The sequence below is a fragment of the Shewanella sp. DNRA4 genome, assembly GCF_012843185.1.
GTDB classification, from domain to species: Bacteria; Pseudomonadota; Gammaproteobacteria; order Enterobacterales; family Shewanellaceae; genus Shewanella; species Shewanella xiamenensis.
Window position 1 is genome coordinate 137111 of the sequence record NZ_JABAIP010000007.1, and the last position, 14908, is coordinate 152018.

Annotated in this window: 11 protein-coding genes and 1 tRNA gene; 6 read left to right on the top strand and 6 right to left on the bottom strand. The window is 46.4% G+C overall.

Translation table 11 applies throughout. The features are described from left to right. Positions 1–53: 53 nt before the first annotated feature. The 5 genes from hisIE (at position 54) to HG547_RS09435 (ending at position 6600) form a co-directional block, all read left to right on the top strand. Positions 54–689 carry a bifunctional phosphoribosyl-AMP cyclohydrolase/phosphoribosyl-ATP diphosphatase HisIE gene (gene hisIE, locus HG547_RS09415; protein ID WP_037427777.1) on the top strand — a complete coding sequence of 212 codons (636 nt, stop codon included), beginning with the start codon at positions 54–56 and terminating at the stop codon, positions 687–689. Positions 690–1354: 665 nt separating this feature from the next. After that, a complete protein-coding gene (locus HG547_RS09420; RefSeq protein WP_169547700.1) occupies positions 1355–2542 on the top strand; it encodes an aromatic amino acid transport family protein in 1188 nt (395 codons plus the stop codon). Between the two features lie 221 nt (positions 2543–2763). Further along, positions 2764–6012 carry a YdbH domain-containing protein gene (locus HG547_RS09425; RefSeq protein ID WP_169547701.1) on the top strand — a complete coding sequence of 1083 codons (3249 nt, stop codon included), beginning with the start codon at positions 2764–2766 and terminating at the stop codon, positions 6010–6012. Positions 6013–6024: 12 nt separating this feature from the next. Next, positions 6025–6225, top strand: coding sequence for a YnbE family lipoprotein (locus HG547_RS09430; protein WP_011072131.1), 201 nt, complete (start codon positions 6025–6027; stop codon positions 6223–6225). 24 nt (positions 6226–6249) lie between these two features. Then, complete coding sequence (locus HG547_RS09435) at positions 6250–6600, top strand: YdbL family protein (RefSeq protein WP_037417891.1); 351 nt, start codon at positions 6250–6252, stop codon at positions 6598–6600. A gap of 121 nt (positions 6601–6721) precedes the next feature. On the opposite strand, the gene HG547_RS09440 is transcribed toward HG547_RS09435, so the two are convergent. From HG547_RS09440 to HG547_RS09455, 4 genes are all read right to left on the bottom strand, one after another. After that, a complete protein-coding gene (locus HG547_RS09440) occupies positions 6722–6955 on the bottom strand; it encodes a DUF6538 domain-containing protein (RefSeq protein ID WP_248278729.1) in 234 nt (77 codons plus the stop codon). Between the two features lie 126 nt (positions 6956–7081). Continuing rightward, positions 7082–7169 (bottom strand) — tRNA-Ser (locus tag HG547_RS09445). A 203-nt stretch (positions 7170–7372) separates the two neighbouring features. Next, complete coding sequence (locus tag HG547_RS09450) at positions 7373–9367, bottom strand: nitrate- and nitrite sensing domain-containing protein (protein WP_169547702.1); 1995 nt, start codon at positions 9365–9367, stop codon at positions 7373–7375. Between the two features lie 255 nt (positions 9368–9622). Next, positions 9623–10255 carry a YchE family NAAT transporter gene (locus tag HG547_RS09455; RefSeq protein ID WP_011072194.1) on the bottom strand — a complete coding sequence of 211 codons (633 nt, stop codon included), beginning with the start codon at positions 10253–10255 and terminating at the stop codon, positions 9623–9625. 316 nt (positions 10256–10571) lie between these two features. On the opposite strand from HG547_RS09455, the gene adhE reads away from it, so the two are divergent. Next, positions 10572–13172 carry a bifunctional acetaldehyde-CoA/alcohol dehydrogenase gene (gene adhE, locus HG547_RS09460; protein WP_169547703.1) on the top strand — a complete coding sequence of 867 codons (2601 nt, stop codon included), beginning with the start codon at positions 10572–10574 and terminating at the stop codon, positions 13170–13172. A 161-nt stretch (positions 13173–13333) separates the two neighbouring features. Here adhE and HG547_RS09465 read toward each other — a convergent pair whose 3' ends face one another. Both HG547_RS09465 and HG547_RS09470 read right to left on the bottom strand, forming a co-directional pair. Beyond that, the gene (locus HG547_RS09465) at positions 13334–14269 is read right to left on the bottom strand and encodes a M14 family metallocarboxypeptidase (RefSeq protein ID WP_169547704.1); all 936 of its coding nucleotides are present in this window, start codon (positions 14267–14269) and stop codon (positions 13334–13336) included. A 55-nt stretch (positions 14270–14324) separates the two neighbouring features. After that, a complete protein-coding gene (locus HG547_RS09470; protein ID WP_169547705.1) occupies positions 14325–14783 on the bottom strand; it encodes a GNAT family N-acetyltransferase in 459 nt (152 codons plus the stop codon). Positions 14784–14908 lie beyond the last annotated feature (125 nt).

A 14908-nucleotide genomic window follows, 5' to 3' on the forward strand; every position in this document is an offset into this window, starting at 1 on the left:
TAGGTTCTAGGTTCTAGGTTCTAGGTTCTACAAATAGATTAAGAGTGAATACTATGTCAACGCAAACAAACACTAAGTCGGATTTTAGCAAGCTGGATTGGGACAAACAGGATGGACTTATCCCTGCTGTTATCCAAAACCACTTATCAGGCAAGGTATTAATGCTCGGGTATATGGATAAAGCCGCGCTGGAACAAACTCTGGCAACAGGTGATGTGACGTTTTTTAGCCGCTCTAAGCAACGTTTATGGACCAAGGGAGAAACCTCAGGTCATACCCTCAAATTGGTTGCCATCGATAAAGACTGTGATAACGACAGCCTGTTGGTACAGGTGTTGCCCAATGGCCCAACCTGCCATAAAGGCACCGAAAGCTGCTGGCTCGATGGCCAAGCTCACCCGTTTTTAAACAATCTGGCCGAGCTTATCGCCTCACGTAAAGGGCAAAGTCCAGAATCGAGCTACACCGCCTCCTTATTTGCCCGTGGCACCAAACGCATCGCCCAAAAAGTCGGTGAAGAAGGACTAGAAACCGCGCTGGCCGCTGCGACTCACGATAAAGAAGAGCTGATTAATGAGGCATCAGATCTCATGTACCACTTATTAGTGCTGCTTGAAGATCAACAACTGAGCTTAAGTGATATCACGGCTAATCTACTCGCTCGCCATCAAAAAGCACTGCAAAAATAAGCTAAAAACTAAGCACTACTGCACCAGTATCTGCCGCAAGCCTTTTTGGTCTGCGGCAGCAACCCTCTCTTTACGCAGTGTTAGCCAACACCACATCCCACGCTCTATCATGCGCCTTAAAACCCTTCCCCCCCCAAATAGTGAATCCTAAAACCGTATACCTTCTCATCAGCCATCACATCGTAATTGACAAAAAATCAGCAAAATACTGTTGTAATGGTTGACAAGTACACCTTAACTGCCTATCGTAGCCAGCGTACTCGATATTGGCATCGAGGCGTTGACTCAACTTATTAACATTTAAGACAAATTTTAAAAACAGGCCGAATTGCCTTCGTTATGTGATGTGACCAAGCAATTAGATGTGATGAAGTCATTAGATGTAATTTAAGTGTCGAATTAAACCCAATCAAAGGCGCGTTTTATGTGTATTACAACAGCTTATTATCCCTATCTGTAGCCGCAATGGCATAGATAGGCACACTCGCCTGACCTTCCATTGTGGCCATATCCCCAACGATCCGCAGATTGCGCCACGAACCCAACGCTTTGTACTGGTACTGGTACAGCTCTCAGCCGCCGTATCGCGCCGCCATTCTGCTTAAGCCTTTATCTCTTTTAACTGAGATATTCGAGCCATTCATTAAGACGTTTGAGCGTAAGTTATGACACAAAATAAATTTTTCGGCAGTTTACTGCTGATCGCAGGCACCACCATTGGCGCGGGCATGCTCGCACTCCCCATCGCCTCAGCAGGACTCGGCTTTGGTGTATCGAGCATGATTATGCTAATCCTCTGGGCATTGATGGCCTACACCGCCCTACTTATGGTTGAAATCCATCAATTTGCCCCGAGTGATGCCAGCCTGAACCAATTAGCCCGCACGCTTTTGGGCGTTAAAGGCCAAGTGATTGCCAGTGTTGCCCTGATGTTTTTACTCTACGCCCTGTGCGCCGCCTACATCGCGGGTGGCGGCGAGCAAGTCAATCAAAAGCTCAATGCTTGGTTAGGATTAAATCTGCCGCCACAGGCCGGCGCCATCTTCTTTACCCTGTTAGTCGGCACCATTGTCGGCTTAGGCACCCATTGTGTCGATTTGATTAATCGCGTGCTCTTTAGTTTGAAAATCATTGCGTTGATCTTGATGCTGGCGTTATTACTGCCGCAGGTGGAAGGCACACATTTACTCGAATTGCCGCTGGAGCAAGGGCTTATTGTGTCGGCCATCCCAGTGATTTTTACCTCGTTTGGTTTTCATGGCTCGATTCCGTCCGTGGTGCGCTACTTAGGCGTTGAGGTCAAAAGCCTGCGTAAAATCATGTTGCTCGGCTCGGCATTACCGCTGCTGATTTACCTGCTGTGGCAACTGGGCAGTCAAGGCGTGCTCAGCCAAAGCCAACTGATGACAAATCAGAGTCTTTCAGGCTTTATCAATCAGTTAGCCAGTGTACTGCACAGTCAATCCTTAAGCTCAGCGATCAGTGTGTTTGCCGATCTTGCCCTGGCGACCTCATTTTTAGGGGTGAGCCTAGGTCTATTTGACTTTATAGCCGCCAACTTAAGGCAAGAAGATAATGCGACGGGTCGCAGTATCACCGCGGCGATCACTTTTGTGCCGCCATTAGGCTTTGCCCTTTTTTACCCACAGGGATTTATTACCGCCCTAGGTTATGCGGCAATTGCCCTAGTGATCCTCGCGATTTTTTTACCTGTTTCCATGGTATGGGTACAAAGAAAACAACGGGATAACGCCAATCTTCCCCAAGGCTACCGCGTCGCAGGGGGAACATTAGGCTTAGTGCTTGCACTCGTGTCAGGCCTTGCCGTCATTGGTGCCCAATTATTAGGTTAACATCGGTTTAGGTCACTACAGAATAAGTGCCTGTAAAATCAAGATGATTGAGTAGGCACTCAACCTCATTTGCCCATAGCAAGACCCATCGCAAAATTAGTCAGCCACGTAGTGGAGTGTTAAACTGGCGTTCATCCCACGCCCCTTTATCGCTGGTATTCCAATCGCCAGCACTAGAGTGAACGACAGCGCATTGATGATAAGGATGATATTCGACTCACATGGTTAAGACGCCAATACCACTGAAAAAGGCTAGCGCCGAACACGCACCGCAGGCGAGCTCGGCTGCTACGTCACATTCCCAAGCGGTAGAAACTGGCGTGCCTAGACGCAAAACAACAATCAAAAAGCGCGTCAAACAAAGCCTTATCGCCACCACAGTGGCAGGTATGTTAGTGGGTATTGCGCTTACTGTATGGATTGTCAATAGTGAGACCGAAACCCTTATTCTGCGTGCCGCCAATTATGCCTTAAGCGGCATGGACAGTGAGCTAACCGATATTCGCTTAGGAAAAATGGGCTTAGCACATTGGCAAGTCAGTTCTGCCAACCTGCGCGTGCATGACTCGCACTTAGTGGTAAAAAATCTGGATGTTCAACTGGCATTAAGCTGGCCCCAAAGTATTGCAGAACTCCTCCAGTTGGCCCAGCTTGATGTCTTGAGCCAAAAAATCAAACGTATTAGTACAGGTGAGATTGAAGTGGAGCTCGGTCAATCACTCTTTGAGCGAAGCCCCAATATTGCCGATGAACAAACGCCCGCAATAGCGCTAAACATCAACTCATTACCCTTAATTGAGATAGGTAAAACCACACTGAAGCTAAAGGCACAAGCCAATCACAGCGCCTATCAACTGGTGATGGATAAACTCAGCCTTAATCATTATGGACAATTAACCACCGCCTTTAGCCACGAAGACGAGCCGCTTATCAGCTTAGCTGCAACACTCGGCAGCGATGAATGGACGTTAAAAAGTGAACTGAACATCGCGCCGCTGCTGGAGAGTCTGCATCAAATTAGCCTGCGCCAAACGCCAACCAGTATTCTTAGCCAATTGATACAATGGGATCAACAATGGCAAGCGCTTGGCATGACACTGAGTGGTCAGTTAGTCTCGCAAAGTACTTTCAAGCTCACGACGGGCGATATAAAGAGTGACCATCGGTTTATCCAGCCGAGTGTCACTTTGGCGCATTTTGCAGACTTTACCTTAGCACCACAACCAACACTGGCGTTTGGTGTCAGTGGTCCGTTAGCAGCACTGAATCTAACACTCGAGCCTTTTAGCCTTGCGTTAACGCCCAATGCCGCGCAAGAAGCGCTGTTATTAGATGCCCTTAATCACTCTTTGCAGTTAGACGCTGCTGACTATCAAACGCTTAACACTTTACTCTCAGGGCTTAAAAGCACCGAGTCTCCCATTGGACTGGTATTCTTGATGACTGAGCCGCTGCATTATGCCCTGGCAAAATCAGATGAGCCGTTAACCTTGCCCGCGGTGGAATTATCCACCTTAGGCAGTAAACTGGAGACGCACATTCGTCTCTCCAACACTCGCTTAAATAACAAGTGCTTAACCAAAGAGTCGGATACATCGATGTTGCAAACGCAGTGGCACATCGCTCTTCAACAAAATACTCCGCTCAACTTACGTGACCTTGACTTACACAAGCGCTGGCAAGATGCACCTCAAGCGTTAAATTGGGGCTCTGGCGCTTTGCAAACTGCCGGAACGATGGCTCTTAAACAGTCAGTCCAAGGCATCGATTGGCAACTTAAGACAGCGCCCTTCTCTACTGAGTCAACGGATACACTGCAATTAACACTTAGGGATATTCAGCTAGATAAGGCAACACGAGCATCTGATCCTCAAAATAAACAAACCCAGTTGGGCTTAGGCAATATTGAACTAAACGCCAAGGCTCCACTCACATTTAGCTCAACATCATTTTCAGCACAGGATGCGACTACCGCGGTGGGGAGTCAATTTGCGCTTAACTTACCTCCAATGTCACTCACGCTGGCACAACTGCGTTTTAGCCAAGCGGTAGAAACACTTGCAATAGACAATACCCATGCACAACACCAAACGCAGGCCTTAATTAACAGCACAAAAACCAGTCTGAGTAGCCGCAGCGATATAACAGTGCAGGATTTTTCCCTTGGATTATCACAGGGCGTGGCAGTGAATTTTTCGAGCCAAAATCCTTTTTTAACAGCGATTCAATCGAGCCAAATCAAAAATACACTCCACTGGCAAGCCAAACAGTTATCAATTGAAAAGCTGCTCTCGGCGAAGGGACGTACACGTAAACAAACTGTGCTTAAGCTGGATAACTTAGCCCTAGTGCAAGATTTACATTGGAAAAATAACACGCTTATCGGCAATGAACAGTGGCAAGTCGGCAATGTTCAACTTCAAAGCCATCATCAATTGCAGTTCGCCAATGCAAACTTGCCGCTGCTGTTAACTGGCCAGTGGGTTGCCGATACCAGCATGACAGAGGCACTATCTTTGCTTAATCAAACCCAGCCGTTACCCACTGAGTTTAATATGACCGGGCATAACCAATTACAGGCACAATTTAAACTGACACATCAGCCCGAACAAACCCAATTTGCGATGCAAATTACCCAATCGATGACCGAGCTGGAAGGTTTTTACAAAGACATTCTCTTCGAGGGCGGTAAATTACAGGCCCAATGCGAGTTCACTTGGGGACAATCCTATAAAACGCCGCAAGCATCAGGTGATTTCAGCAGTTTAAGTCGACTGAACTGCCCGCAGACCATGATAAACTTTAACTTGTTTGATCCCGGCTTCCCCTTGACCGATATCGAAGTAGAGGCCGATATTGTCCTAGGCAAAGATGCAGAGAAGCTTCCCGATAATTGGCTGCAACAACTCACGGGCTTAAGTGATACCGACGTGTCGATGACCGCCAAGGGTAAAGTATTGAACGGCCAATTTTTACTACCGGATTTTAATTTAAAACTACAGGATAAATCCCACGCTTACTTGTTATTGCAGGGCATGAATCTTGAAGAAGTACTGCGAATTCAACCCCAAATAGGCATATATGCCGATGGCATATTCGATGGCGTGTTACCCGTGGACTTAGTCGATGGTAAAGTGTCGATCAGCGGCGGCCAATTAGCGGCCCGCGCGCCTGGCGGTTTAATTGCCATATCTGGCAATCCGGCTGTCGATCAAATGCGCCAATCACAACCTTATCTCGACTTTGTATTTTCGGCACTCGAACACTTAGAATACAGCCAGTTATCCAGTAGTTTCGATATGGATCAAACTGGCGATGCCAACCTATTAGTGGAAGTCAAAGGTCGCAGCAAAGGGATTGAACGCCCTATCCACTTGAATTACTCTCATGAAGAGAACATGCTGCAATTATTCAGGAGCCTTCAGATTGGTAACGATCTGCAGGATAGAATTGAAAAATCCGTGAAGTAAAAGGAACCCTCAGTGAAGATCATTCAATTACAGCAAGTCAGTTTAGGTGCATTGCTGCTACTGGGCACATTGCAAGGCTGTGCGCCTACAGTAAAAATTGAGCCGCCGGATAAACCGATTGTGATTAATCTCAATGTGAAAATTGAACACGAGATAAAAATCAAAGTGGACAAGGAGCTAGACCAGCTTCTGTCAGATGATAAGTTGTTCTAATCACAAAGAATTAAGGAATATACGATGAAATCAATGTCACTCAAGACCCTGCTACAAAAGCCAACATTACTCCTGTTGCTCGGACTGAGTTTATTCAGCTTAAACGCCCTTGCCATGTCATTGCAGGAAGCCAAATCCCAAGGTTACTTAGGTGAGCAACTCAATGGCTATTTAGGTCTAGTGCAAAATAATAGCGATGCCAAAGCCGTGATGGATGAAGTCAACAACAAGCGCCGCGCTCACTACGAAACCATCGCCAAAAAGAATAATATTTCAGCCGCAGATGTCGCCAAATTAGCTGGTGAAAAAGCCATCGCGGCTACAGACAAAGGCAACTATGTGCAAAATGCTCAAGGCAAATGGGTTAAGAAATAGCCTGTTTTAATGACAATTGAGCACCGACTAAGCCCATCGAAGAACGCCTGCAATTGCAGGCGTTTTGTTTATCGAGATCGACCGCCACGTGCATGGTAATCCTCCTGATGGCTTTGCTCCCTCAAACTAACAGTACAGGTGTTATTTTCTGCTCTTTTTCTTGACGTAACAAAGCTATAGCTGACTCAAACTCCACAATCACACCACCCGCAGTTGTTTTAGCTTCATAGGCATCCTTAGTCCCTAGACTTCGTTTTAGCTCTACTTTGCCATCAAGGAACGGACGTAAATGCACTGAAATTTCCTTACGGATTTTCCAGATCCCAGACTTTAGATCGCGGTATGGTTGAGTCATAAATGCCATCGTTTTGTACCACCTTAAGGTGCCAAAGGTTGGTGAGCCATTGGATTTAGCAACTATAATTCATAGGTTTATGATAGAAAAGAAAAAACCCGACCATGTGATCGGGTTCTTAGAATGTGGCGGTGAGAGAGGGAGTCGAACCCTCGATACGTTTCCGTATACACACTTTCCAGGCGTGCTCCTTCGGCCACTCGGACATCTCACCAGATTGTTGTCATTAGCTTTTACGTGTCAATGAACACGGTTAATCGAATTGAATAATGCTTAACGTGTAAGCTTTCATCGTTAACGGAGCGGTACTGTACGCAAAAGCCTTTGTATGGTCAAGTAAAAAAGAATCGATTTCAGGCGGTTGCACAATTGCTAGACAAACCGCCCTCGTTCATGGCGCTAAAATTAACCAATGCACTATTTTACAGTAAATTTATGGACTTCTTTAGACATGAGTTCGGAGTCATAGGTCAATGCTTTAGTCAATTCCCTTAGCTCATCGGAGATACGTTGAGTGTTTAAGTAAATATCGCTGATCTTTAACGCATTACGATTTACATCTTCAGACACTGCGGATTGTTCATGGGTGGCTGTCGCAATTTGCTCATTCATGCGGTTAATGATATCGACTTGTTCAACAATACGTTTAAGTTCAATACCTGCTTGCTCCGCTTCTTGGACGCTGGTATTGGCCTGTGCTAATCCGCGATCCATGGCTTTTACCGCTAAATTAGCGCTGGACTTTAATCTGTCAGTCATATTCTTAATGTCAGACGTCGATGTCTGCGAACGCTGCGCTAAGCTTCTGACCTCATCGGCTACCACGGCAAATCCCCTACCCATCTCACCAGCTCTGGCGGCCTCAATTGCGGCGTTAAGTGCTAACAGATTAGTTTGTTCTGCAATGCTGTTAATTACATCTAATACCACCACAATACCGTGAATTTCTCTATCGAGTTCATTGATGGCCTGTGAAGCACCATTAATATCATCCGCTAGTGCTTTTATTGCTTTGCTGGTTCTGCCAACTTCAAGGTTACCGGTTTTGGCCTCTTGGTTAGCCGAATTTGATGCTTCTGATGCCTGTACAGCATTACTCGCAATTTCGGCAACGGTCGCACTCATTTCTGTCATCGCCGATGCCACTTGCTCAGCCTCACTGTGGCCTGCCATCACATCTTGCTCCATGGCATGGGTGCAAACATCCATTTGTTCAACCGCCTGCTGTAGTTTGCTAGCACTGGCACGCACTTGTAAGATAACGTTTTCAAAATCACTCATCATCTCGTTGAAAGCTAAGGCAAGTTCACCAAATTCATCTTGGCTGCTGTGGTTTAACCGAACACTGAGGTCGTAGTGTTTTCGTGCTTGTGTAACCGTGGAATAAAGATGATGCACACTCGTATGTAAGTATCGGATCACCGATAAACTGAGCAAAAGAACAATGATCAGCACCAAGCTTAACGTCGCCAACACAAAAAACATTTGTTGATTGGCAGATGCAAGACGTTCATGGGTGATATTCAAAAGATCAGCTGAAACTTGCTGCTCAAAATCCCGCAAGCTGTCAATCCGAGCTGAAGATTTAGCAAACCAGTCTTCTGGATTTTGTTGTTGAATTTTCTGGTTATCTTGGTCAAATGCAATTTGTCTTAGCGATTCAACGTCTTTAACTTCATTAGAATTTTGAATGCGGTTAATGGCATCAACCAAATTAGGTGTTGCCAATGCAATAAAACGCTCTAAATAGCTATTTTGCTCAGAAACTAGGGTAATAAACTTTGCGTAAACCTTAGGCTTAAACCCTGCTTGTCCAAATGTCGAACTTAATACTGCCCTCTCAATCCCTGCCCGTTCTTTCATTTGTAGGAAGGCACTAAATGCAGCCGCTTTGATGGCAATTTCTTGATTAGCACCCGTTTTAGCAGTCTCATCAACAATCGCAAGTAGCTCTCGGTTGAGCGCCGTATAATAGGCTACTTCATCGGCAACACTGATTGACAGGTTATCAACCTGCGAGCGAATTGAAGCTAATTTACTGAGTTGAGTATTTAGATCGCGTAGTTTCGGCGCAAACACTGCGGGTAAATTGTGGTTTTCAATAAAAGATTGGAAATATTTGAGCTGAGTATCTGTCAATTGCCTTTGACTGGGTATTTTGCCTGCGAATGCCTTGCCCGCTGAGCCTATAAATCCGGCACTCATGCCCCGTTCTTTTTGCAACTCATGGACAAAGTTACTGTTTGTCACCGCCAATTCGCTTAGCTGCACGACGACTTTCAGCTCTTGACGATATTCATACTTTTCGATGAGAAATAGCGCGCCATATAAAAAACACGCAAATAAAGGGGGCAATACAACCATGAGTAATTTTTGCTTTAAGCTGAGGTTGCCAATCCATTGCCATTTCATAGGGATATCCTTAATCGACTTAGGGCTAAATTGTTAACCTATTATATAGCACAGGATGTTAATGATAACGATAGAATAACGCTAATTTAGAAAATACTAATTATTATAAAAACAAATGGTTGCGACAATACAAGGCTACAACCGCTTTCCGAGATAAGGCTATAAATAGGCCAAGGGAGAAAATTTCGTGTGATAAAAGCAAATGAAAACTGCAACCGCAACAGCGGGAGGAAATGGCCTCCCGCATTCCGATTTTTAGCTAAAAAGTTGTGGGAATAAGCCTTTAATCCCAGCGGCAATGACTTCGATACCAATCGAGAGCATTAATAATCCCATAAGACGGGTAATCACGTTAATTCCTGTTTTACCTAGAATTTTATAGATAATAGATGCCATTCGAAATAGGCCGAAACTCACCAAACCAAAAATAATCACGGTAATAAACATCGCAATAAAATTGGATAATGAATTATGCTCAGCGGCAAACACAATCACCGAGCTAATCGCCCCTGGACCAGCCATTAACGGCAAGGCTAACGGCACAACCGCCACGGACTCCATAGCCGAAGATTCGCGGTCTTCCTCTTGGTTACGTTTTACTTCGCCCAATTTACCCTGCAACATCGACATCGCAATAATCGCGATCAGCGTGCCGCCAGCGATCCTGAAAGCCGAAAGTGAAATGCTAAACATATTCAAAATATGTTGTCCCGCGACTATGGTCACCAACAGGATCACCACCACCGCAAAGTTAGCCACTTTACCCGTATGGTTACGCTCGGCTTCAGTTTGATGGCTGGTTAAGCTCACAAACACTGGCAACAAACCAATAGGGTTGATAATGGCAACCAGGCCAAGAAAAAATTTAACGTAAAGTGTTAACTCCAAGTGACTATCCTTATTGAGCGTGTCACGCCAATTTCATCAAACTAAACTTAAGGGCAAGTATAGTAGCTTAAGCACAGATGACTGAAAAATGAGATTTTTGAGGTTAAATCACAAGTTTGAGTAATATCTGTTTACTGTACTCGGCTTATTTTAGACAAAAAAGACACATAAGATCGCAACTGACGTATTTTTATTACATAAAAACCCTAAATTGTCCGCAAGATCACACTTTAACTTAGGCTTTAGGTGTAATTTTTCACCATAAAGAAGAGTTAGCGAATCGTGCATTCCCTAAATCTTTTTAGGAGTCTTAATCATGACAGTAACCAATGCCCAAGAACTGGATCTCATGGTCGAGCGCGTCGCCAAAGCGCAAGCCGAATATGCCAGTTACAGTCAAGCCCAAGTCGATGCGATTTTCCGCGCCGCCGCACTCGCCGCCGCCGATGCGCGTATATCGCTTGCGAAAATGGCCGCCGCCGAAACCCGAATGGGGGTGATTGAAGACAAAGTGATTAAAAACCACTTTGCCTCCGAGTACATTTATAACAAGTACAAAGATGAAAAGACCTGCGGAATTTTATCCGAGGACCCCACCTTCGGCACCATCACTATCGCCGAGCCCGTAGGCATTATCTGTGGGATTGTCCCCACCACCAATCCCACCTCCACCGCCATTTTCAAAGCATTAATTAGTCTTAAAACCCGTAATGCGATTATTTTCTCGCCTCACCCAAGGGCAAAAGTCTCGACCACCACTGCGGCCAAACTGGTGTTAGATGCCGCCATTGCCGCGGGTGCGCCCAAGGATATTATCGGCTGGATTGATGAGCCCAGTGTGGCGCTCTCAAACCAGTTAATGACGCACCCCAAAGTGAATCTTATCCTCGCTACGGGCGGCCCAGGTATGGTGAAAGCCGCCTATTCTTCAGGCAAACCCGCCATTGGTGTCGGCGCAGGTAATACCCCAATTGTGATTGATGAAACCGCCGACATTAAACGCGCAGTCAGCTCGATTTTGATGTCTAAAACCTTCGATAACGGTGTGGTGTGTGCATCAGAGCAAGCGGTGATTGTGGTCGATAGCATCTACGAGCAAGTCAAAGAGCGCTTTGCCACCCATGGTGGTTATCTCTTAAATGCGGCGCAAACCGCTGCGATGCAACAAGTCATCCTTAAAAATGGCGGCTTAAATGCCGACATCGTCGGCCAAAGCGCCGCGACCATAGCGCAAATGGCGGGCATTGATGTCCCCCACACCACCAAGGTCTTGATTGGTGAAGTCACCGATATCACTGAGGCAGAAGCCTTTGCCCACGAAAAACTCTCTCCTCTACTTGGCATGTACCGCGCAGCCGATTTTAATGACGCCGTCGATAAGGCTGAAGCTTTGGTCGCCTTAGGCGGGATTGGCCACACATCAGGCTTATATACCGACCAAGATACCCAAACCGAGCGGGTCAAAACCTTTGGTTTTAGAATGAAAACCGCGCGAATTCTAATCAACACTCCAGCCTCACAAGGCGGAATTGGCGACCTGTACAACTTTAAACTCGCCCCCTCGCTCACCTTAGGTTGTGGCTCTTGGGGTGGAAACTCGATTTCTGAAAACGTCGGCCCAAGCCATTTAATCAATAAAAAAACCGTCGCTAAGAGGGCTGAAAACATGCTGTGGCACAAGCTTCCTTCGTCTATCTACTTCCGCCGCGGCAGCTTACCTATTGCGCTTGAAGAATTGAGTGATAAAAAGCGCGCGCTGATAGTGACCGACAGATTCCTGTTTAACCAAGGTTATTGCGACGAAACCTTAAAGATTTTAAAAGCTCAAGGTATTGAAACTGAAGTCTTTTACGAAGTGGAAGCCGACCCCACACTAGCCACAGTACGCCAAGGTGCCAAAGTGGCGAATAGCTTTAAACCCGATGTGATTATTGCCTTAGGCGGTGGCTCGCCCATGGATGCAGCCAAGATTATTTGGGTGATGTACGAGCATCCAGATGTCGACTTTGCCGATTTAGCACTGCGTTTTATGGATATCCGTAAACGTATCTATAAATTCCCTAAAATGGGCGTCAAAGCCACTATGGTGGCGATCCCCACCACATCAGGTACTGGCTCTGAAGTCACACCTTTTGCCGTGGTAACCGATGAACAAACTGGTAAAAAATACCCCATTGCCGACTACCAACTCACCCCTAATATGGCGATTGTTGACCCGAATCTGGTGATGGATATGCCGAAATCCTTAACCGCTTTCGGCGGAATCGATGCGATCACCCACGCGCTCGAAGCGTATGTCAGCGTGATGGCGAACGAGTACAGCGATGGTCAAGCCCTGCAAGCTCTTGACCTGCTGTGCAAATATTTGCCTGATGCTTATCAGCTTGGCGCCGCATCCCCCATTGCCCGTGAAAAAGTGCATAATGGCGCCACCATAGCCGGTATCGCCTTTGCCAACGCCTTCCTTGGGATCTGCCACTCTATGGCTCACAAGCTGGGCGCCGAGTTTCACTTAGCCCACGGGCTGGCGAACGCGCTGCTGATCAGTAACGTTATCCGCTTTAATGCGACTGACTTACCGACTAAGCAAGCTGCATTCAGCCAATACGACAGACCAAAAGCCCTGTGTCGTTACGCGGCCATTGCCGATCATTTAGCCCTAGGTGGCAACTCAGATGCGCAAAAAGTTGAAAAATTGCTGGAGAAAATCGAGCAGCTCAAGAAGACGCTGGGCATTCCTGCGTCAATCCAAGAAGCCGGAGTTAACGAAGCCGACTTCCTCGCCAAAGTAGATATGCTTGCCGAGGATGCCTTCGATGACCAATGTACTGGTGCCAACCCTCGCTATCCGCTAATTAGCGAGCTAAAACAGCTATTACTCGACAGCTACTATGGCCGCCCTTTCACCGAGCAATAGTGCTCAATAGATATAAAGTCTAAGCAATAAAAAATTGTTAAATGCAAAAGCCCTCGTTTGAGGGCTTTTATCGTTTTAACTTAAGCAAAATCAATTGATGACACAGTACACAACGTTACGATTGACTTGCGAGCTTGATATCAAATAAGTAACAAACTCAATTAATTCAGTGCTAACACATAGTCGATGGCACTGGTAATCGCCGCAACTTGAGCTAAATTGCACTCTGCGGGCGTGGCCGATGGGCTGTCGGGATACACTTCCGTTGTCGTGTTATAAATACAGCCCGTCACACTGCTGCATAAACCTAGCGCTTTCAATGGGTAATTGATCACCCCGTGTTGCACTACCGTTGAGCCGATAATCTCGCCCTTGTCATCGGCAGGCGCGATGTGAGTCACTTTGCTCACGCCATCGATAATCGCCTTTTGAAAAGCATCCTGCGGATTTTCGGTATCGCCTACAGCATAAAAACCATCAAGAATCGTCCCGGGGATAAAGTCTTTGCCGTCACGCGCGGCCAAGGCTGGACGAAATTCATCTTCATCCGAGTCAGTGGTTTCATGTAAATCCACATGCACATCAAAACCTTGTGGGACACTTGCCACCAGTGCCATCAATGCTGCCGACTCTTCTGCTGGGCTATTGGCATAAAACGAGCGGTTTGGATCGATAGCTTTCGGGTTCCAGCGATTAATGGTCTCATAACCCCAAGGGCTTACACACACTGCCACCACTAAGTTTACGCGCTCAGCATAGTGAGCCGCGTTGTTAGCCAAAAAAGCCAAGGCGCCATGCACACCACTGGTTTCGTAGCCGTGTACGCCACCTGTGACTAAAACGGTTTTCTTGTTCGGATCGAACGTAGCAGATTTAACCGCAAACAAGGGATAACGCGCTGGATCAATCGATAAAGCGCCATATTGCACCACATTCAGCCCTAATTCGGCCAGTTGTGACTCCATCGCTTTTAGTGGCGCGACAACATTATCTTGGTAAGAACGCTTAATTTGCGTACTAGCAAACCATGCGGCCTTTTCGGCATCGCCCCATTTTTCACCGACTGTCCCGATTGGGTAAAAACTTACATTCGCCATAGGTTCTCTTCTTCTGATTTTATGTTTTGGTCTTATGGTTAAAGGTTGTTATAGCTCAAAGCACGAGTTGCATTGGAATATCGCGGATCCCACCGCGCTCACGAATATCACCTTGCGCAATAAAGCCAAAGCGCTGATAGACAGGCAGCGCATTCACCGCCGAGTTCACGGTAAACGTGCCGAGATTCCCCTTGGCCAGACACTCAGCTTTAGCATGCTCCCACAGCTGACGCGACAGGCCTTGCCCCTTGGCAATATCCGCCACAAATAGATGATAAAGATGACTGTTATCCTTCATACCCACCACACCGACAAGTTCGCCAGTCTCATTCATTGCAACATGATATTGATAACCTAAGGCAAAATAATGAGCCACCGACTCAACCGACATGGCTTTAACTAAGGTTTCAGCGCCATCATCTGTGCACGTAGGAGCGATATAAACTTGTGTAAGCTGCGTGATTAATACGCTTATTGCCTCAATATCTGTTGTACTCGCCGCTCTGATCAGCATCTTCATTCCTTGATAGATAACAGTAGCCAGTATTTAACCCCATTCGTTCAAGGGTGTGATTAGCTGGATACAAACAATCCGATTATTAAAAAGCCAGAACAGGGTTCTGGCTTTGGCAACAAGTT